Genomic DNA, 18,344 nt, shown 5'->3' with positions numbered 1-18,344 from the left:
CGCCGTGCCTAGATCCGCAGCACCGAGAGTTCCGCGAGGGCCACGCGCAGGGGCGGCGGCGGGGGCGGGTGCCACGAGGCGCCGGGTACCCACCCGGCGGCGGAGCGCGCACCCGGAGCGCGTACGGTACGACGACCGCGCCGCAGCAGCCGCAGCGCGCCCAGCCCGGCGAGGCCCGCCCCTGCCGAACCGATCAGGGCCAGGCACACCGCGGTCGCATCCAAACCGCTCAGCGGCGCGTCTTCAGGGGCGTCAGGCGCCGGGGCCCCGTGCGCGGCCGCGTGCCCGGAGGGCTCCGATTCCGGGTACGCCGTGCCGTGGGCGGGCGCCGCCACCGAACGCGCACCCGCATGCTCCGAAGGATGGCCCCACGTGTGCATCGTCACGATGCCGAACAGCAGGGCGGCGAGCAGCACGAGCTGCCCGTACCGCGACGTGCCCCCGGCACGCCGCACGCTCACCCTGGCGACCATGCTCCGCAGCCTACCCCTCCGGGGTACCGCCAGGCCGGCCGCCCGGCGCGGGGACGGCAGGGTGCGGGCCGGGGGCGCACGCGACGGTGCGGCGCGGGGCGGCGGGGCGCTCGACGGCGGCGCACGCGACGGCGGGGCGCGGGGCGGCGGGGCGCTCGACGGCGGAGGGGTCCCCACCTCGTCCGGGCCGTCCGGGTCTCCCGCGGCGCCCGGCCCCTTCGGGCGGTTCCGGGCCGTCCTCGTCGCGCTCGGCGCCCTCGCCTACAGCGTCTGGCTGCTCGAACTGCCGCTCGCCACCGGCCTCGACCCCGTCCAGTCGTACGTCAGCGAACTGGCCGCCACCGACCAGCCGCTGGGCGCCCTGTTCCGCACCGCCGACCTGGTGGCCGGGCTCCTGCTGCTGGCCGCCGCCCTGCCCGCCCTCGTGGCGGCCCGGCGCCGCTTCTGGGCGGCCGCCGGGTGGGCGGCGCTCGCCCTGTTCGGCGCGGCCACCGCCGCCGACTCGCGGCTGCCGCTCAGCTGCGCGCCCACCGCCGACACCGCGTGCCAGGCCCGCGAGGACGCCGGCCTGGTCCCGTTCACCCACGCCGCCCACGCCGTGAGTTCCGGCCTCGCGATGGCCGGCGCCGTCACGGCGGTCGTCGCGCTGACCGTCGCCGCCCGCCGCTACGGCTGGTGGCCGCCCCTCGCCCGCACCGGGCCCGTCCTCGTCGTCCTGGAGCTGGCCGCCACCGCGTGGACGCTCGTGGCGGTCGCCGCGTTCGAGGCGGGGCGCGGCCACTGGGCGCTCGGCGCGGGCCAGCGCGCGCAGCTGCTGCTGGTCGCGGTGTGGCTGCTGCTCCTGGCGTGGAGCCTGCGGGCCGCCCGGACCGCGCCGGGGCCGCGGCCGTGAGCGGACACGGCCGGTTCGTACGGATCGGCGGCGTGCCCCACCACGTGGTCGTCGAGGGCTCGGGGCCGGTGTGCGTGCTGAGCGCCGGGCTCGCGCTGTGCTGGTTCGACTGGGATCCGGTCGTGCCGCTGCTGGCCCCCCACCGCACGGTCGTCCGCTTCGACCGGCCGGGCCACGGGCTGAGCGGCCCCGCCCGCACGGCGCCCACCGCGCGGGGCGAGGCGCACCGGATCGCGGCCCTGCTGGACGCGCTCGGCATGGGCGGCGAGCGGGTGACCGTCGTCGGGCACTCCCTCGCCGGGTTCCACGCGGAGGCGTTCGCGCGGCTGTACCCGGCGCGTGCGGCCGGGCTGGTCCTGGCCGACGCCTCCGTGGAGGAGGCCGCCCGGATGCCGGGTCCGCGCGGCGCCGCCCTGCGCACGGCCGCGGCGCGGGCCGGCGGGGCGGTGCTCACCGCCGCGGGCGTGCCGGCCGCGCTCGGGCCGTACGCCCGCCGCGCGCTGGTCCGCCTCTCCCGTGCGGGGTACGCGCCGGACCCGGCCCGCCCCGAGTCCGTACGCCGCTGCTACCGGGGCCGCAGGGTCCTGGAGGGCGCCCTGCTGGAGAACGCCCACTACCGGGCCGTCGCCGCCGGGCTCCTCGCCCTGCGCGCCCGGCACCCGCTGCCCCGGGCGCTGCCGGTGACCGTGCTGGCGGCCCCGGACTCGCCGGACGGCACCGACCGGTGGACGGCCCGCCAGCGGGCGCTCGCCGCCGCGCTGGACGCCCGCTTCACCCTCGTACCGGACGCGGGGCACCTGATCATGCTGGACCGCCCCGGCGCGGTCGCCGAGGCGGTCCTCCACCCGCCGGTCCGCCGAGGTGGCGCGGTCCGCTGAGACGGCCGGCCCGCTGAGGCCGCGTGTCCGGTGGGACGGGGTGTCCGGCGGACTGGGCGTCCGGTGGGACGGGGCGTCCGGCGGGACCGGGCGGGCGGGCGGATGCGCGGGTGCGGGGTCAGGCGCGCGCGTAGACGCCCTGGGCGAACTCGGCGACCTGGTCGTCGGGCAGGTGCCGGGCGACGTCGGCCTCGCTGATGATGCCGACCAGCCGCTTGTTCTCGATGACCGGGAGGCGCTTGATCCGGTGGCCCCGCATCTCCTGGAGCACCTGGTTCACGTCCGCGTTGGCGTCGATCCAGCGGGGGGTGCCCTCGGCGATGTCGCCGCAGGTCACACGGGACGGGTCATGGCCCGCCGCGACGCACTTGACGACGATGTCACGGTCCGTGACGATGCCGCAGAGCCGCTCGTTCTCGTCGGCGATGGGCAGGGCGCCCACGTTGTGCTCGCGCATCAGCTGCGCGGCGCGGTCCAGGGTCTCGTGGGCGGGAATCCAGTGGGCCCCGGGGTGCATGATGTCTCGGGCGGTGGTCATGAGGCGCGTACCTCCGTAAAGGGCATACGTGGTCTCCCCGAGCCCCTCCATTCTGGACGCGCCCACCTGCCCCCGCGACCGCTGGCGGCCACCCGCGTCCCGGCCGGCCGGGGGCCGCGGCGACCGGCCGGTGCCCACCGCGACCCCCCCCGGGAGGCGGCGGCCGCGGTGGGCGCGGCGGCCGGAGCGGGTCAGCCGCGCGGCTTCGCGCCGCGCTTCGCCAGCAGGTCGGTCATCAGGTCGATCTCCGACTGCTGGGCGTCGACCATGCCCTGCGCGAGGTTCCGCTGCACGTCCACGCGGCACGCGTCCACGCAGCCCTGCGCCATGGCGACCCCGCCCTTGTGGTGGTCGATCATCAGCTGGAGGTACAGCACCTCGGCGGCGACGCCCTCGGCCGTACGCAGCCGCTCCAGCTCGGCCTTGGTGGCCATGCCGGGCATCAGCGCCCCGCCGTCGGTCCCCGCACCGGCCCCGTGGCCGCCGCCGTGGCCGCCGCCCTCGCTCGCGCCGTGCGACGAGCCGTGGCCGCCGCCGTGCGAGGAGCCGTGGCCGGCGCCCATCCAGGACATCGGCTCGCGGTCCGGCGCGGTCTTCGGCAGGCCCCACAGGTCGAGCCAGCCCAGCATCATGCCGCGCTGGTTGGCCTGGGTGTTGGCGATGTCGTACGCCAGGCGGCGCACCTCGTCGTCCCGCGTGCGGTCCCGCACGATGAACGACATCTCCACCGCCTGCTGGTGGTGCACCGACATGTCCCGGGCGAACCCGGCGTCCGCCGACCCGTCGCCCGGTACCGCGCCCGCCGACGCCGAGGACCCGGCGCCGTCCCGGCCCAGCGCCGTGAGCGTGGCCCAGCCGGCGAACAGCAGCGCGAGGAGCACCGCGCCCGCCGCGAACCACAGCGTCCGGCCGCCGGGGCCCGTACGGGTGGCCACCCCGGCCCCTTCACCGCCGCCGGCCACCCCGGCCCCTTCGTCCTCGCCGGCCACCGGACCGGACCCCGAGGGCCCCGGTCCGGCCTCCGGCTCCGTACGGGAGGTCACTTCTCCGCCATCCCGTTCAGCCCGCCGGTGCACGCCGCGCCCGGCTCGGGCGTCTGCGGTCCCTGCACGTACTTGCTGAAGAACTGGTTGACCCGCGGGTCGTCCGCGCTGTCCACGGTGACCTGCTTGCCCCACGCCGACAGCATGATCGCGCCCGCCTGGTCCTTGACCGGGCTCATCATCGTGTACGGCGTCCGGGCGACCTTCTTCTCCAGCGTCTCGACCGCGTCCTTCGGCGCCTTGTCGTTGTACGTGACCCACACCGCGCCGTGCTCCAGCGAGTGGACGGCGTTCACCTCGGGGACGGGCTCCTTGTAGACGGAGCCGTCGCAGTCCATCCACACCTGGTGGTGGTCACCGCCGACCGGCGGCTTCATCGGGTACGCCACGGTCTGCGTCACGTGGTCGCGGCCCAGCTTCTTCGCGTCCCAGCTCTTCTCGCCCTTGACGGGGGCCTTCGCGAGGGCCTCCTGCTGCTGCTTCTCCTGCGACTCCTCGTTGAGCACGTACGCGCCGAAGCCGACGAGACCGGCGACGACGGCGCCGCTCAGCGTCAGCGTGAGGACGCGGGTGCGGCGCTCGCGGGCCTGCTCGGCCTTGCGCATCTGCTCTATCCGGGCCCGGCGGTCGGCGGACGAGGAACGGTTGGCGGCCATGGTGAATCGATGTCCTTCGGGAAGAGCGCTCCGTCGCGGGTACGCGGGAGCGCGGTGGGAACTGACGAGGGGGAGCCGGCACGAGGCCGTGCCGCACCGCCCGTCAGGTCCGCAGCACCTGGAGGACGTGCAGGTCGGGGGCGCGCGGCGGGGCGCGTGTGCCGTCCGGCCGCACCGCGCCGGTCGCGGGCCCGAGCGGCGCGAGCCCGTCGGCGTACAGCGGCGGGTCCGGCGGCGGGACGGTCAGCACCGCCGGGTTCAGCGGCGGGAAGAGGCCGCACTCGCGGTCCTCGTACGGGCAGCCGAACCGGCTCCAGACCGCGCCCGCCGGGTCGGACGGCAGCGGATCCGCCACCGCGGCCGCGCCCGCGGGTGTCGCGTGCCCGGCGGCGTACGCGGTGCCGCCGCCCCCGCCGGGGTGCGCCCCGAGCCCCGCCGAGTGGCCCGCGGGCCCGGTGCAGAGGTACAGCGCGGCGAGGAGCGTCGCCACGGCGCTCAACAGGGCCATGGGACGCACGATGCGCGCGGGGCGCGTGTCGCGTATGAGCCGCAGGCCCTCCATGGGCGTGATGGTAATCGGCCACCCCCGGGACCCGGCCACCCCCTGGCACCCCGCACCGCCCCCGGCACCCGGCACCGCGTCCGGCACCCGCACCGCATCCGCCGCTTGCGGGCGTTCAGCCGCCGGGGTTCACCCGCAGCGCGAGCAGCGCCACGTCGTCGGCGATCTCACCCGTGTACGCGGACACGTCCCGCCACACCCACCGCACCAGCGCCACGGGGTCGAGTTCCGGCCGCAGCCGCTCGCACAGCGGGTAGAACGCGCCGTCCGCGTCGCGCGCCTCCGTCACCCCGTCCGTGTACACCAGCAGCACGCACGACGGGTCCAGCCGTACGGAGACGGGCTCGGGCGCCGCGAACTCCATCACGCCCAGGCCGAGCGGCGGACAGGACTCCAGCTCCACCTCGCTGCCCCCGGCGCGCGTCACGACGACCGGCGGCGGGTGCCCGCAGCTCAGCACCCGCGCCACCACCTCGGGCCCCGACCCCGCACCCCTGCCCCGGCCACCCTGCCCGCCCTCGCCGCCCTCGCCATCCTCCCGGCCGTCCCCGCCCCGCGCCCCGTCCCCGCCCGGCCCGCCGGCCTGCACGACCTCTTCCGGGAACTCCACCAGCACCGCCGTGGCGAACAGCTCCGTCTCGGCCTGCCGCGAGGAGTCCACGACCAGCCGCCGGTCCAGCCGCGCGGCCACCCCGGTCAGCTCCGGCTCGTCCAGTACGGCCTCCCGGAAGGTGCCGAGCAGCGCCGCCACCGTCGACACCGCCGAGAGCCCGTGCCCCTTCACGTCCGCCACGATCGCCCGCACCCCGTACGGGCCGGGCTGCACGTCGTACAGATCGCCGCCCACCAGCGCCGTGCGCACCGCCGCCCGGTACAGCGCCCCGCACCGCACCGGCCCCACGCGCGGCGGCACCGGCGGCAGCACCGCGTACTGCGCGGCCTCCGCGACCGTCCGCACCGTCACCAGCTGCGCCTCGCGCCGCTGCCGCGCCCACGCCAGCAGCACGCTCACCGCCCCGATCAGCCCCAGCGCCAGCAGGTCGCCGGGGCTCAGATGCTCGGCGCGCACCTTCGGCAGGGCCAGCAGCCCCATGAGGACGACCGACACCAGGGCCGTGCCGAGCATCCCGTACGCCAGCGACGCCAGCGGCGGCACCACGGCGAACGCGAAGCCCAGCTGCACCGTCTCCGGCGTCAGGAGCTGCCCGGCCAGCACCGCCGCCAGCACCGCCCAGGGCAGTGCGCGCAGCCAGCCGGGGGCGCTGGCGCCGGGCAGTTCCCTGGGGACTCGGTCCATAGGGTCAGTCTGCGCGAACCCACGGCGGCCCGCCCCGCGCACACCGCCGTACGCGCCACCCGCCCCCCGGGCCCGCACCGCCGCCCCTGGCGTTACGTACGCCACACCCAGGCGGGCACTATGGGTTCGCAACGCGCACGAAACCGTGTGGTGGCATGCTGGCCCTGATCAGCGAGGATGGGTGTGGAAATGGACAAGCAGCAGGAATTTGTGCTCCGAACCCTCGAGGAGCGCGACATCCGCTTCGTGCGCCTGTGGTTCACCGACGTGCTCGGCTTCCTCAAGTCGGTGGCCGTCGCCCCCGCCGAACTGGAGCAGGCCTTCGACGAGGGCATCGGCTTCGACGGGTCCGCCATCGAGGGCTTCGCCCGCGTCTACGAGTCCGACATGATCGCCAAGCCGGACCCGGCCACCTTCCAGATCCTGCCCTGGCGCGCCGAGTCGCCCGGCACGGCCCGGATGTTCTGCGACATCCTCATGCCCGACGGCTCCCCGTCCTTCGCCGACCCGCGCTATGTCCTCAAGCGCATCCTCGCCAAGACCTCCGACCTCGGCTTCACCTTCTACACCCACCCCGAGATCGAGTTCTTCCTGCTCAAGGACAAGCCCGTCGACGGCAGCCGCCCCACGCCCGCCGACAGCTCCGGCTACTTCGACCACACCCCGCAGAACGTCGGCATGGACTTCCGCCGCCAGGCCATCACCATGCTGGAGTCCATGGGCATCTCCGTGGAGTTCTCCCACCACGAGGGCGCCCCCGGCCAGCAGGAGATCGACCTGCGCTACGCCGACGCCCTGTCGACCGCCGACAACATCATGACGTTCCGCCTGGTCATGAAGCAGGTCGCGCTGGAGCAGGGCGTGCAGGCCACGTTCATGCCGAAGCCGTTCTCGGAGTACCCGGGCTCGGGCATGCACACCCACCTCTCCCTCTTCGAGGGCGACCGCAACGCCTTCTACGAGTCCGGCGCCGAGTACCAGCTGTCCAAGGTCGGCCGCTCCTTCATCGCGGGCCTGCTGCGGCACGCCGCGGAGATCTCCGCCGTCACCAACCAGTGGGTCAACTCGTACAAGCGCATCTGGGGCGGCTCCACCCGCACCGCCGGCTCGGGCGGCGAGGCCCCCTCGTACATCTGCTGGGGCCACAACAACCGCTCCGCGCTGATCCGCGTCCCCATGTACAAGCCCGGCAAGACCGGCTCGTCCCGCATCGAGGTCCGCTCCCTCGACTCGGGCTGCAACCCGTACCTGGCGTACGCCGTCCTCCTCGCGGCCGGCCTGCGCGGCATCGAGGAGAACTACGAGCTCGGCCCCGGCGCCGACGACGACGTGTGGGCCCTCTCCGACGGCGAACGCCGCGCGATGGGCATCGAACCCCTCCCGCAGAACCTGGGCGAGGCCATCTCCCTGATGGAGCGCAGCGAACTGGTCGCGGAGACCCTCGGCGAGCACGTCTTCGACTTCTTCCTCCGCAACAAGAAGCAGGAGTGGGAGGAGTACCGCTCCGAGGTCACCGCCTTCGAACTCCGCAAGAACCTGCCGGTGCTGTAGCCGCGGGCAGGGCGGTATCGGGAAACGGCTCCGGGCCGGCGGCACTCGCCGCCGGCCCGGAGCCGTTTCGGAGGCCCTGTGCCGGGCCGCGTTCCACGAATGGCGTACCTCGGCCGCCGAGGGCATCCTGAAGTGGTCCCGGCCCGGTGGTACGCGCCGGCCGGGGCCTGGAGTGCCCCTTCTTCGCACTCGGCCGCGAGCGCCCCGCCTCCTTGAGGGCGCCGGCCCTCTCGAATCCCCGACGCCCCTGCCGATGCACGACTGCGTCGACTTCGCCGCAGGCCTCGTGCGTCGGCGCGTACGAAAGGGAGGAGACCCCATGAGGATTCGGACTCCGCGGTGCAGATCCGCTGTCTCCCTCGCCGTGGCGGGTGCCCTGGCGGTGACCCTCGTCCCGATGACCGCGCCGCCGGCCGCCGCCCAGGAGTACTGCCGCCAGATCGACGCGCACCCGCGGTACTACGACACATCGCCCGCCCGTGAGCCGGGCCGCTTCGGCTACGGGGTCCTCTTCCACATCGTCGCGACGATGTGCCTCCTCAACAAGGAGCGGCAGCGGCTCGGGCTCCGGGAGGTCGAGGAGTCCGCCGAGCTGAGGGCGGCGGCGCGCGCGCATCTGCTGGCCTCACTGGAACAGAAGTGGTGGGGGCGGAGCGATCCGCACGCCGACCCGAGGGTCTCGGGCACAGGCAGCCAGCAGATCATCAAGCGGATCCAGGCGGCCGGGTACTGCGCGGGCGGCAGGTCGTGGAAGGGCTACGAGATCCTCTACGCCGGGTGGGGATCGGGCGGCACGCCGAGGTCGGCCGTCCACTGGTGGCTGAACGTGAGCACCCAGGGCCACGACCGGGTCATCCGCGATCCGGAGCACACGCACTTCGGTGTCCAGGCGCGCGGCGGGTCCGCGTACCGCGCCGATGACGGCAAGAGCGGAGCGGCCACCTACGTGGTGACGTTCGGCAGCTGCCAGAGGTAGTCGCGATCCCCGCCGCCCTCCGCGGCGGACCTCCCGGTGCCGGGCTCCCCGCCGGGCTCCGTCGCGGTGCGGGTGGGGCGGGGGCGGGTCAGCATGGGGGGATGAGCAAGGTCTTCGCGAGTCTCGGGATCTCCCTGGACGGGTACGTCGCCGGGCCGCACGCCGGGCCGGGCAACCCCCTCGGGGACGGCGGCGAGCGGCTCCACGAGTGGCTGTACGGCGTCGAGGCGTGGCGTGACCGGCACGGGCTCGGCGGCGGGGAGACCGGGCGGTCCGGCCTGGTCGTCTCGGAGATCTTCGACCGCGCCGGGGCGTACGTCATGGGCCGCCGCATGTTCGACGAGGGCGAGCGGGCCTGGCCCGACCCGCCGCCGTTCCGGGCGCCGGTGTTCGTGCTGACGACCAGCGCACGCGACGCCTGGGTCCGCGAGGGCACCGTCTTCACCTACGTCACCGACGGCGTCCACGCCGCGCTCGACCAGGCGCTGGCCGTGGCGAGCGGCAAGGACGTGCAGATCAGCGGCGGCGCCCACACCGTGCGCGAATACCTCAACGCCGGGCTCGTCGACGAGCTGGAGCTGCACGTGGTGCCCGTCCTGCTGGGCGACGGCGTCCGCCTCTTCGACGGCGTCGACCCCGCCCTGCGCCTGGTGAAGGACCGGGTGGTGGACGCCCCGGACGTCACCCACCTGCGGTACCGCACCGTCCGCTGAGCCACCCCGCCCCGGCGCCCGCCCTGTACGGGGAGCCGCCCCAGCCCCCGCCGCGTACCGGCAGCCATCCGCCGGGTCCGCCGCGCACGCGGAGCCCCCGCCGCGACGCCCTCCGCGCACGGGCCGACCGGGACGCGGAGCCCACGCCCCCACGCCCCCACGCCCTCCGCGCACGGGCCGACCGGGCCGATAGGCTCGGACGCAGCGTGTACGGGTGGAGGGAGAGGCCGACATGACGACGGCGCCGGGGCGTAGGAGCAGCACCTTCACACGGCTGCTGCGGCACGGCTTCACCGACCCGTCCGCCGCCGAACGGCTCCTCGAAGGCCCGGCGCTCGCCCCCGTGCGCTCCCACCCCGTCCTCCTCGACGCCCTCGGCGCCACCGCCGACCCCGACCTCGCCCTGCGCGGCCTCGTGCGGCTCGCGGAGGCCCAGCCCGAAGGGCCGCAGGAGCTGCTGTCCACGCTGGTCACCGCCAAGCCCCTGCGGGACCGCCTCCTCGGCGTGCTGGGCGCGTCCGAGGCGCTCGGCGACCACCTGGCGCGCCACCCGCTGGACTGGCGGGCCCTCGTCACGTACGAGGCGGCCGACCTCCACCCCGGTGTCGCGGAGTTCGAGCGGGACCTCGCCGCCGCCGGCGATCCGGTCGCGCTGCGCGTCGCCTACCGCCGCTGCCTCCTGGGCATCGCCGCCCGCGACGTGTGCGGCACCACCGACGTCGCGCAGACCGCCGCCGAGCTGGCCGACCTCGCCACGGCGACGCTCCGCGCCGCGCTCGCCATCGCCGGGGCCGCCGCCCCCGACGACGCCGCCCGCTGCCGGCTCGCCGTGATCGCGATGGGCAAGTGCGGCGGCCACGAGCTGAACTACGTCTCCGACGTCGACGTCATCTTCGTCGCCGAGGCCGCCGACGGCACCGAGGAGCGCGACGCCCTCCAGGCCGCGACCCGCCTCGCCTCCCATCTCATGCGGATCTGCTCCGAGACCACCGTCGAGGGCGCCATCTGGCCCGTCGACGCCAACCTCCGCCCCGAGGGCCGCAACGGCCCCCTCGTGCGCACCCTGTCCAGCCATGTCGCCTACTACCAGCGCTGGGCGAAGACCTGGGAGTTCCAGGCCCTGCTCAAGGCCCGCCCCGTCGCCGGGGACCCGGAGCTGGGCGCCGCCTACGTGGACGCCCTGTCCCCGATGGTGTGGCAGGCCGCCGAGCGGGAGAACTTCGTCACCGACGTGCAGAAGATGCGCCGCCGCGTCGTCGACAACATCCCGCCCGCCCACCTGGAGCGCGAGCTGAAGCTCGGCCCGGGCGGGCTGCGCGACGTGGAGTTCGCCGTCCAGCTCCTCCAGCTCGTCCACGGCCGCAGCGACGCCACCCTCCGCAGCGGCACCACCCTCGACGCGCTCGCCGCGCTCGCCGCCGGCGGGTACGTCGGCCGCGCCGACGCCGCGCAGCTGGACGCCGCCTACCGCTTCCTGCGGGCCATGGAGCACCGCATCCAGCTCCACCGGCTGCGCCGCACCCACCTCGTCCCGGAGGGCGAGGAGGACCTGCGCCGCCTCGGCCGGTCGCTCGGCATCCGCACCGACCCGGTCGCGGAGCTCAACCGGGAGTGGAAGCGGCACGCGTCGGTCGTGCGGCGCCTCCACGAGAAGCTGTTCTACCGGCCCCTCCTCGACGCCGTCGCCCAGCTCGCCCCCGGCGAGATCCGGCTCAGCCCCGAGGCGGCCTGGCAGCGGCTCGAAGCCCTCGGCTACGCCGACCCGGCCGCCGCCCTGCGCCACCTGGAGGCCCTGTCGTCCGGCGTCAGCCGCAAGGCCGCCATCCAGCGGACGCTGCTGCCGGTGCTGCTCGGCTGGTTCGCGGACTCCGCCGACCCCGACGCGGGGCTGCTCGGCTTCCGCAAGGTGTCCGACGCGCTCGGCGCGACCCCCTGGTACCTGCGGCTGCTGCGCGACGAGGGCGCCGCCGCCGAGAACCTGGCCCGCGTCCTGTCCGCCGGGCGCCTCGCCCCCGATCTGCTGCTGCGCGCCCCCGAGGCGGTCGCCATCCTGGGCGCGCGCGAGGGCCTGGAGCCGCGCGGGCGACGGCACCTGGAGCCGGAGATCCTCGCGGCGGTCGGCCGCGCCGACACCCCCGAGCAGGCCGTCGCCGCCGCCCGCGGGGTGCGCCGCCGCGAGCTGTTCCGCACCGCCGCGGCCGACATCATCGCCTCGTACGGCACCGAGGAGGAGCCCGCCCACGCCGACGCGGGCGCCCTCGTGGACCGGGTGGGGCAGGCGGTCACGGACCTGAACGCGGCGACCGTCGCGGGCGCCCTGCGGGCCGCCGTCCGCGCCGAGTGGGGCGAGACGCTCCCCACCCGCTTCGCCGTCATCGGCATGGGCCGCTTCGGCGGCCACGAGCTGGGCTACGGCTCCGACGCCGACGTGCTGTTCGTCCACGAGCCGCGCGACGGCGTGGACGAGCAGGAGGCCGCCCGCGCCGCGAACCGGGTCGTCGCCGAGATGCGCCGCCTGCTGCAGCTGCCGACCGCCGACCCGCCGCTGCTGATCGACGCCGACCTGCGCCCCGAGGGCCGCAGCGGACCCCTGGTGCGCACCCTCAAGTCGTACGAGGCGTACTACCGGCGCTGGTCCCACGGCTGGGAGAGCCAGGCCCTGCTGCGGGCCGAGCCAATGGCGGGCGACACCGACCTCGGCCGCCGGTTCATCGAACTGGTCGACCCGCTGCGGTACCCGGCGAAGGGCCTCGACGACGCCGCCGTACGGGAGATCCGCCGCCTCAAGGCCCGCATGGAGAACGAGCGGCTGCCCCGCGGCGCCGACCCGACCCTCCACACCAAACTGGGCCGCGGCGGCCTGTCCGACGTGGAGTGGACCGTGCAGCTGATGCAGCTGCGCCACGGCCACGAGGTGCCGGGCCTGCGCACCACCAGGACCCGCGCCGCGCTGGCCGCCGCGCGCGACGCCGGGCTGATCGGCGAGCACGACGCGCGGACCCTGGACGAGGCGTGGGTGCTCGCGACCCGCGTCCGCAACGGCGTGATGCTCGTACGGGGCCGGGCCGGCGACACCTTCCCCGCGGGCGCCCGCGAACTGGCCGCCGTCGGCCGCTACCTGGGGTACGGGCCCGGTCACGCGGGCGAGATGGTGGACGACTACCGCCGTACGACGCGCCGCGCCCGCGCCGTGGTGGAGGAGCTGTTCTACGGGGCGTGAACCCCACAGGACGTGAACGGCCCGTACATCGGCCTGAACTCGCCGTTACGGCACGCGTGCCGCGCCCGCCACCGGGGCCGCCGGGTCGGCCGCGCCCAGGGCGGGCACGGCGGCGGGCTCCGCCGCAGGACCGGCCGCGCCGGCCGCCGCGCCGTCCCGGGCGCCGCGCCCCAGCACGTACCGGGGCAGGTGGTGCGGGAGTCTGCCGTACCAGGCGCACACCAGGCCCGTGCCGAACGCCAGGCAGAGGATGCCGCCCACCGCGTCTAGCCAGAAGTGGTTGGCCGTCGCCACGATCACGACCAGGGTGGCCGCCGGGTACAGCAGTCCCAGGATCCGCGCCCACGGCGCCCTGGCCAGGGCGTAGATGGCGAGCCCGCACCACAGGGACCAGCCGATGTGCATCGACGGCATCGCGGCGTACTGGTTCGACATGTTCTTCAGGTCGCCCGACGCCATCGAGCCCCAGGTCTGGTGGACCAGCACCGTGTCGATGAAGTTCTCGCTCTCCATCAGCCGCGGGGGAGCGAGCGGATACAGGTAGTAGCCGAGCAGGGCCACGGCCGTCGTGGAGAACAGGATCATCCGGATCGCCGCGTAACGGCCCGGATGCCAGCGGTAGAGCCACACGAGCACGCCGATGGTGACGAGGAAGTGCAGTGTCGCGTAGTAATAGTTCATCGACACGATGAGCCATTCCACCGAGTGCGCCGCGTGGTTGACGGTCTTCTCGAAGGCGAGGCCCAGGCTGTGCTCGGCGCGCCAGATCCAGTCGGCGTTGCGCAGCGCCTGCGCCTTCTGCTCCGGCACCGCGTTGCGAATGAGCGAGTACACGCCGTAACTGACGGCGATGAGCAGGATCTCGAACCAGATACGCGGATGGCGCGGGGCCCGCAGCCGGTGCCACGTGGCCCGGCGTGGCGCCGAACGGCCTTCCGACGTGGTCAAAATCCTGTCACCCATGAGCGGAGAGTCTGCCAGAAAGGTGCTGCTGTTCGATCATCCTTCAATCGGATTCTCGCCGCCATTGGTCCGCCTTTCGGAGGACCGCTGACCCTGGGGTCCGGAGGCCGTCGAACCCCGCACCACGAGCTCCGGCATGAAGACGAACTCGCTGTGCGGGGCGGGCGTACCGCCGATCTCCTCCAGCAGCGCCCGGACCGCCGCCTGACCCATGGCCTGCACCGGCTGCCGGATCGTCGTCAGGGGCGGATCGGTGAACGCTATGAGCGGGGAGTCGTCGAAGCCGACGACGGACACGTCCCGCGGCACCGCGAGCCCCCGCTGCCGGGCCGCGCGGATCGCGCCGAGCGCCATCATGTCGCTGGCGCACACGATCGCCGTGCAGCCCCGCTCGATGAGCGCGCCCGCGGCCGCCTGACCGCCCTCCAGCGTGTACAGGGAGTGCTGGATCAGCTCCTCGACCTCCTCGGGGGCCAGACCCAGCCGCTCCCGCATCCCGGCGTGGAACCCCTCGATCTTCCGCAGCACGGGCACGAACCGCTTCGGGCCGACCGCGAGGCCGATCCGCGTGTGCCCGAGGGAGGCGAGGTGGGTGACCGCCAGCTTCATCGCCGCCCGGTCGTCGGGGGAGACGAACGGCGCCTGGATCTCCGGGGAGAAGCCGTTGATCAGGACGAACGGCACGCCCTTGCCGCGCAGCTGGTCGTAGCGCTGGGTGTCGGCGGTGGTGTCGGCGTGCAGCCCGGAGACGAAGATGATGCCGGAGACGCCGCGCTCGACGAGCATCTCGGTCAGCTCGTCCTCGGTGGACCCGCCGGGGGTCTGCGTGGCGAGGACGGGCGTGTATCCCTGCCGGGTGAGCGCCTGGCCGATGACCTGCGCGAGCGCGGGGAAGATCGGGTTGTCCAGCTCCGGGGTGATCAGCCCGACGAGTCCGGCGCTGCGCTGGCGGAGCCGTACGGGACGTTCGTAGCCGAGGACGTCGAGCGCGGCCAGCACGGACTGGCGGGTGGCAGCGGCCACACCCGGCTTGCCGTTGAGCACGCGGCTGACTGTGGCTTCACTGACCCCCGCCTGGGCTGCGATATCGGCTAGCCGCGCGGTCATGTGGTGGGACTGTACCGGGCGCACGTCAGATTGCCCACCAGGAGCAGGAGTCGGGGGCCACGGCGACCGTGCCGTCCGGGCCCTCCGGGGCGGGGTCCTCGCCCGCGGGGGAGCCCAGCAGGAGCCGCCCGCGCGGCCCGCCGGGGCGGGGGATCGCGACGGCCCGGCCCGTGGTGTTGGCCACGCACACCACACCCGCGCCCGGTCCATCCGCGTCGGCGCCGGCTACGGGGCCGCTGCCGTCTCCCGTCCCGCCCGCGCCCGCGCCGCCTACGGGGCCGCTGCCGTCTCCCGTCCCGCCCGCGCCCGCCCCGTCCGAGCCGGCGCCGCCCGCCGGGCCCTCCGCGGCGCGCCGGAACGCCAGCAGGCCGGGCGGTACCGGCAGCCACTCCACGGGGCCGCCCGCGCCCAGGGCCGGGTGCTCGCGCCGTACGCGCAGTGCCGCCCGGTACAGCTCCAGCGTGGACGCCGGGTCGCCGGTCTGCGCCTCGACCGACAGCGCGCCCCACCCCTCCGGCTGCGGCAGCCAGCTCCCGCCGGGCCCGAACCCGTACGACGAGCCGTCCCGGGTCCACGGGATCGGCACCCGGCAGCCGTCCCGCAGCCCGTCCTGGCCCTCACCGCGGTGGAACGCCGGGTCCTGGCGCAGCTCGTCCGGCAGGTCCGCCACCTCCGGCAGCCCCAGCTCCTCGCCCTGGTACAGATACGCCGAGCCCGGCAGCGCCAGCATCAGCAGCGCGGCCGCCCGCGCCCGCCGCGGTCCGCCGAGCCGGGTCGCGTGCCGGACGACGTCGTGGTTGGACAGCACCCAGGTCGCGGGCGCGCCGACCGACTCGGTCGCCCGCAGTGACTCGTCGATCACGCGCCGCAGCGCATCGGCCTCCCAGGGGCAGCGCAGATAGTGGAAGTTGAACGCCTGGTGCAGCTCGTCGGGGCGTACGTAGAGGGCGAGCCGCTCCGGCGTCGGGGCCCACGCCTCGGCCACCCCGATCCGCTCCCGGCCGCCGTCCCCTTCCCCGTACGCGTCCAGGAGGCGCCGCCACGCGCGGTGGATCTCGTGGACGCCGTCCTGGTCGAAGAACGGCAGCTGCTGCGCGCCGATCAGCCGGGCCTGCTCGCGGCGGCCGATGTCGGGCAGCCCCGGCGCCTTCACCATCCCGTGCGCCACGTCGATCCGGAACCCGTCGACGCCCAGATCCAGCCAGAACCGCAGCACGGACGCGAACTCGGCCCGCACCCGCTCGTTCTCCCAGTTCAGATCGGGCTGCTCGGGCGCGAACAGATGCAGGTACCAGGAGCCGTCCGCGACCCGCGTCCACGCCGGGCCGCCGAAGACGGACTCCCAGTCGTTGGGCGGCAGCGACCCGCCGGGGCCCCTGCCGGGGCGGAAGTGGTACCGGTCCCGGCCCTCGCCCGCCAGGGCCTCCTGGAACCACGGGTGCCGGTCCGAGGTGTGGTTCGGCACGATGTCCACGATGACCCGCAGGCCCAGCCGGTGCGCCTCCCGCACCAGCGCGTCGGCGTCCGCCAGGTCCCCGAAGACCGGGTCGACCGCGCGGTAGTCCGCGACGTCGTAGCCGCCGTCCGCCTGCGGTGAGGCGTAGAAGGGGGTGAGCCACACCGCGTCGGCGCCGAGCCGCGCCACGTGCGGCAGCCGCTCCCGCACGCCCCGCAGGTCGCCGATGCCGTCGCCGTCGCTGTCGGCGAACGAGCGGACGTACACCTGGTAGATGACGGCGTCCCGCCACCAGCCGGGGCGGGCGGGCGGCGCGGGCCGCCGGTCTCGCGGCGTCCGGGCGGGGGTGGTCAGCTCATGGGCCATGGCGCGAATGCCTCTCGTCCGGAACGCGACGTTCTGCAAGCGTTCTGAAAAGGCTTGCAGAGCTTTCGGCGGTCCCGCAAGGTCGTGGGCGGGGGCGCGTGGAAGCAGACGCGAGACGGGCGAGGAGCGGCTGTGCCTGCTGTGTCAAGCGATGCGTTGGCAACTGTAGGGACACGTGGATGTAACGATCCCCTGGCCTTGCAGAAATTTGCCGCAAGGTCTTTCGGCGCGTTTTCATCCCTGTTACGTTCCTGGCAACCCGGCGCGCCGCGAAGGAGCGGTCGGCAGGTGGCAAGTGATCGCGAGATCTTCCGCCTCGGTCTTCCCCGGGATCAGTTGAAGGAGTTCACATGCGGCGTGGCATAGCGGCCACCGCGCTGGTCGCGAGCCTGGCCCTCGCGGCGACGGCCTGCGGCGGCGGTAGTGAGGACAAGGCGGCGACCGGCGGCCCGGTCACCATCACGTGGTGGGACACCTCGGACGCCACGAACGAGGCTCCGACGTACAAGAAGCTGATCGAGAAGTTCGAGGCCGCCAACAAGGACATCAAGGTCAAGTACCAGAACGTCCCGTTCGCCGAGGCCGAGCAGAAGTACAAGACGGCCGCCCAGGCCGGCAACGCCCCCGACGTCCTGCGCGCCGACGTCGGCTGGACGGCCGGTCTCGCCGAGAACCAGTACCTCGCCCCGCTCGACGGCACCCCCGCCGTCAAGGAGATCGACTCCTTCAACCAGGGCCTGGTGGAAGGCGCCAAGGTCAACGGGAAGCTGTACGGCGTCCCGCAGGTCACCGACGCCCTCGCCCTCCTGTACAACAAGGAGGTCTTCGCGAAGGCCGGCGTCCAGCCGCCGAAGACCTGGGCCGAGCTGTCCGCCGCCGCCAAGACCATCAAGCAGAAGACCGGCGTCGAGGGCATCTACCTCAACCCGGACAGCTACTTCGCCCTGCCGTTCCTCTACGGCGAGGGCGGCACGATGGTCGACACCGACAAGAAGAAGATCACCGTCAACGACGCGGCCGGCAAGAAGGCCATCCAGACCGTCGTCGACATGATCAAGAGCGGTGTCGCCGTCAAGCCGGACTTCACCGACGGCTACAACAACATGCAGGCCGCCTTCAAGGACGGCAAGGTCGCCATGGTCATCAACGGCCCGTGGTCCACGGCCGACGACCTCACCGGCAAGGCCTTCAAGAAGAAGGAGAACCTGGGCGTCGCCCCGGTCCCGGCCGGCACCTCCGGCAAGGCCGGCACGCCCACCGGCGGCCACAACCTCGTCGTCTACAACGGCGCCGACGCCCCGCACAAGGCGGCCGCGCAGAAGTTCGTGGCGTTCATGACGTCCGCCGCGTCGCAGGAGTTCGCCGCCACCGAGACCGGCGTCCTGCCGACCCGTGACGACGCCTACACCGTCAAGGTCGTCGCCGACCCGATCCGCGCCTCCTTCAAGAACGTGCTGGCCGACTCCACCGCCCGCCCCGCCGTCGCCGGCGTGAGCGACATGTTCTCCGAGTGGACCAAGCAGTACGTCGAGACGCTCAAGGGCAGCACCACCGTCGAGAAGGGCCTCGACACCACCGCCCAGAAGTGGAAGACCAACATCAACTCCCTCAAGGAGTACTCGGTCGACTGAGCCCCCGCGGCCCGGACCGGCG

Annotated in this window: 16 protein-coding genes; 7 read left to right on the top strand and 9 right to left on the bottom strand. The window is 74.5% G+C overall.

Going from position 1 to position 18,344, the window contains the following annotated elements; translation table 11 throughout:
* Positions 1-8: 8 nt before the first annotated feature.
* The gene (locus ACSUPT_RS07530; RefSeq protein WP_351967328.1) at positions 9-473 is read right to left on the bottom strand and encodes a hypothetical protein; all 465 of its coding nucleotides are present in this window, start codon (positions 471-473) and stop codon (positions 9-11) included.
* A gap of 274 nt (positions 474-747) precedes the next feature.
* On the opposite strand from ACSUPT_RS07530, the gene ACSUPT_RS07525 reads away from it, so the two are divergent.
* Positions 748-1,365 (top strand): DUF998 domain-containing protein, encoded by a 618-nt coding sequence (locus ACSUPT_RS07525; RefSeq protein ID WP_436946181.1) that lies wholly within the window; start codon positions 748-750, stop codon positions 1,363-1,365.
* The gene (locus tag ACSUPT_RS07520) at positions 1,362-2,243 is read left to right on the top strand and encodes an alpha/beta hydrolase (RefSeq protein ID WP_436943802.1); all 882 of its coding nucleotides are present in this window, start codon (positions 1,362-1,364) and stop codon (positions 2,241-2,243) included. Before ACSUPT_RS07525 ends, ACSUPT_RS07520 begins: the two co-directional genes overlap by 4 nt.
* A gap of 118 nt (positions 2,244-2,361) precedes the next feature.
* Here ACSUPT_RS07520 and ACSUPT_RS07515 read toward each other — a convergent pair whose 3' ends face one another.
* The 5 genes from ACSUPT_RS07515 to ACSUPT_RS07495 form a co-directional block, all read right to left on the bottom strand.
* Positions 2,362-2,781, bottom strand: a complete 420-nt coding sequence (locus ACSUPT_RS07515; RefSeq protein ID WP_351967326.1) for a CBS domain-containing protein — start codon at positions 2,779-2,781, stop codon at positions 2,362-2,364.
* A gap of 191 nt (positions 2,782-2,972) precedes the next feature.
* Positions 2,973-3,716: a DUF305 domain-containing protein gene (locus ACSUPT_RS07510; RefSeq protein ID WP_365730245.1), complete on the bottom strand. Its 744-nt coding sequence runs from the start codon at positions 3,714-3,716 to the stop codon at positions 2,973-2,975.
* Positions 3,717-3,820: 104 nt separating this feature from the next.
* A complete protein-coding gene (locus tag ACSUPT_RS07505; protein ID WP_361660436.1) occupies positions 3,821-4,480 on the bottom strand; it encodes a DUF3105 domain-containing protein in 660 nt (219 codons plus the stop codon).
* Between the two features lie 103 nt (positions 4,481-4,583).
* Entirely contained in the window at positions 4,584-4,988 is a 405-nt protein-coding gene (locus tag ACSUPT_RS07500) for a hypothetical protein (RefSeq protein WP_436943799.1), read from the bottom strand.
* 169 nt (positions 4,989-5,157) lie between these two features.
* Positions 5,158-6,339 carry a PP2C family protein-serine/threonine phosphatase gene (locus tag ACSUPT_RS07495; protein ID WP_351967322.1) on the bottom strand — a complete coding sequence of 394 codons (1,182 nt, stop codon included), beginning with the start codon at positions 6,337-6,339 and terminating at the stop codon, positions 5,158-5,160.
* Between the two features lie 189 nt (positions 6,340-6,528).
* Here ACSUPT_RS07495 and glnA point away from each other — a divergent pair, with 189 nt between their 5' ends.
* The 4 genes from glnA (at position 6,529) to ACSUPT_RS07475 (ending at position 12,799) form a co-directional block, all read left to right on the top strand.
* Positions 6,529-7,890 (top strand): type I glutamate--ammonia ligase, encoded by a 1,362-nt coding sequence (glnA, locus tag ACSUPT_RS07490; protein ID WP_351967321.1) that lies wholly within the window; start codon positions 6,529-6,531, stop codon positions 7,888-7,890.
* 319 nt (positions 7,891-8,209) lie between these two features.
* Positions 8,210-8,866: a CAP domain-containing protein gene (locus ACSUPT_RS07485; RefSeq protein WP_351967320.1), complete on the top strand. Its 657-nt coding sequence runs from the start codon at positions 8,210-8,212 to the stop codon at positions 8,864-8,866.
* Between the two features lie 101 nt (positions 8,867-8,967).
* Positions 8,968-9,579 carry a dihydrofolate reductase family protein gene (locus tag ACSUPT_RS07480; RefSeq protein WP_436943796.1) on the top strand — a complete coding sequence of 204 codons (612 nt, stop codon included), beginning with the start codon at positions 8,968-8,970 and terminating at the stop codon, positions 9,577-9,579.
* 232 nt (positions 9,580-9,811) lie between these two features.
* Positions 9,812-12,799 (top strand): bifunctional [glutamine synthetase] adenylyltransferase/[glutamine synthetase]-adenylyl-L-tyrosine phosphorylase, encoded by a 2,988-nt coding sequence (locus tag ACSUPT_RS07475; protein WP_399217268.1) that lies wholly within the window; start codon positions 9,812-9,814, stop codon positions 12,797-12,799.
* 45 nt (positions 12,800-12,844) lie between these two features.
* Here ACSUPT_RS07475 and ACSUPT_RS07470 read toward each other — a convergent pair whose 3' ends face one another.
* The 3 genes from ACSUPT_RS07470 to ACSUPT_RS07460 are packed head-to-tail and all read right to left on the bottom strand — an operon-like array spanning position 12,845 to position 16,691.
* Positions 12,845-13,762 (bottom strand): phosphatase PAP2 family protein, encoded by a 918-nt coding sequence (locus ACSUPT_RS07470; RefSeq protein ID WP_361660457.1) that lies wholly within the window; start codon positions 13,760-13,762, stop codon positions 12,845-12,847.
* A gap of 36 nt (positions 13,763-13,798) precedes the next feature.
* Positions 13,799-14,869 carry a LacI family DNA-binding transcriptional regulator gene (locus ACSUPT_RS07465; RefSeq protein WP_351967316.1) on the bottom strand — a complete coding sequence of 357 codons (1,071 nt, stop codon included), beginning with the start codon at positions 14,867-14,869 and terminating at the stop codon, positions 13,799-13,801.
* 25 nt (positions 14,870-14,894) lie between these two features.
* On the bottom strand, positions 14,895-16,691 hold the full coding sequence (locus ACSUPT_RS07460) for a glycoside hydrolase family 13 protein (RefSeq protein ID WP_436943793.1): 1,797 nt from the start codon (positions 16,689-16,691) through the stop codon (positions 14,895-14,897).
* Positions 16,692-17,041: 350 nt separating this feature from the next.
* Here ACSUPT_RS07460 and ACSUPT_RS07455 point away from each other — a divergent pair, with 350 nt between their 5' ends.
* Positions 17,042-18,322 (top strand): extracellular solute-binding protein, encoded by a 1,281-nt coding sequence (locus ACSUPT_RS07455; RefSeq protein ID WP_351967314.1) that lies wholly within the window; start codon positions 17,042-17,044, stop codon positions 18,320-18,322.
* Positions 18,323-18,344: the final 22 nt, after the last annotated feature.

The organism is Streptomyces sp. SudanB25_2051 (genome assembly GCF_964272635.1).
Taxonomy (GTDB): domain Bacteria; phylum Actinomycetota; class Actinomycetes; order Streptomycetales; family Streptomycetaceae; genus Streptomyces.
The sequence above is the reverse complement of the archived record's forward strand: the minus strand, read 5'-3'. Positions and strand labels throughout refer to the sequence as shown.